Raw genomic sequence first — 1,382 nt, 5'->3', positions numbered from 1 at the left:
TCAAATATACGAAGGCATTTAAGATCAAGGTCGTTGAACGTTATCTGACGGGACGAGACGGATACCAGATTATGGCGGAGGAATTCGGGATACGACCTGAACGAGTCCGTGAGTGGTCGCGTCTTTATGAACGTTGGGGAGAGACGATCTTCGATCCTTCCTATACAACACACTCGCCGGCATTTAAACTGGAGGTATTAAACGACATGGCGACCAACGGACTGTCCTACATAGAGGCAGCCGTAAAATATCGAATTTCCTCCCCGGGGATGATCTCGAACTGGCGATCGACGTATGAACGGGAAGGGACCGCAGGTCTGGTCGCTAGACCGAAAGGACGTGCCCCGATGGCGAGACGCAAGAAGAAAGATTTTGAAGAGATGACAGAAGTCGAGAAGCTCAAGGAGCGGGTCGAGTATCTCGAGATGGAGAACGCTGCGCTAAAAAAATTGAGAGCCTTGGTTCAAGAAGAGAATGCGCGACGAACCGGATCAAGGCGCAAGTAATCGATGAGTTGCGGGCGGTCTATCCCGTTCCGGGACTCCTCCGCGTGCTCGAGATGGCTCGGAGTGTCTACTACTATTGGCGGACGCGCCTGACGGGCGAAGACAAGTACGCGGAAGTGAAGTCGGCTATCCATACCCTCTTCCACGAACATGAGGGACGATGTGGCTATCGTCGCATCCACGCACTTCTCGAACGCCAAGGCTTCCGGCACGATCCGAAGACCGTGCGCCGTCTCATGAACGAGCTCGGTCTCAAGTGTCTTGTCCGCATGAAGCGATACCGTTCCTATAAAGGACGGGTCGGAGAAGTCGCACCGAATCTTCTCCAACGTGACTTCAAGGCAACCGGTCTGAACCAGAAATGGGTGACTGACGTCACTGAATTTCACCTATTCGGGGAGAAGCTCTACCTCTCGCCGATGATGGACTTGGGAAACCGTGAAATCATTGCCTATACCCTATCGGACCGCCCTACATACCGATTCGTTGGCGAAATGTTGGACCAGGCAATCGCGAAGCTCGACGGAGAGGCGCGCCCAATCCTTCATTCCGATCAGGGGTGGCATTATCAGTATCGAGCGTTCACTGGTACGCTCCACGAACATGGCATCACGCAAAGCATGTCCCGTAAGGGCAACTGTCTCGACAACGCAGCCATCGAAAGCTTCTTCGCCGTGCTCAAGTCAGAGCTCCTGTATCTCAAGGAGTTTGATGACATGGATCACTTCAAATATGAGCTTGAGCGTTACATCGAGTACTATAACCATCGTCGTATCAAGAGACGACTAAAAAACCTGAGCCCGGTGGAATACCGGACTCAGGTCCTCAAGGTCGCCTGACAAATTATTTATTGTCTAACTTTTTTGGTTCAGTTCA

At 52.1% G+C, this 1,382-nt stretch carries 1 protein-coding gene; it reads left to right on the top strand.

Features of this window, described 5'->3' with window-relative positions; all coding sequences use genetic code 11:
- Positions 1–1,345 (top strand): IS3 family transposase gene (locus HZS85_RS16550; RefSeq protein ID WP_483297913.1). Its coding sequence is split into 2 segments (ribosomal slippage), with 1,346 coding nucleotides annotated over them: positions 1–453 and positions 453–1,345; the frame shifts between segments, so codons are not numbered across the junction. This gene is flagged as partial in the annotation.
- Positions 1,346–1,382: the final 37 nt, after the last annotated feature.

Source organism: Exiguobacterium sp. s130 (assembly GCF_018619055.1).
Taxonomy (GTDB): Bacteria; Bacillota; Bacilli; order Exiguobacteriales; family Exiguobacteriaceae; genus Exiguobacterium_A.
This window is presented reverse-complemented; position numbering and strand designations above follow the sequence as displayed.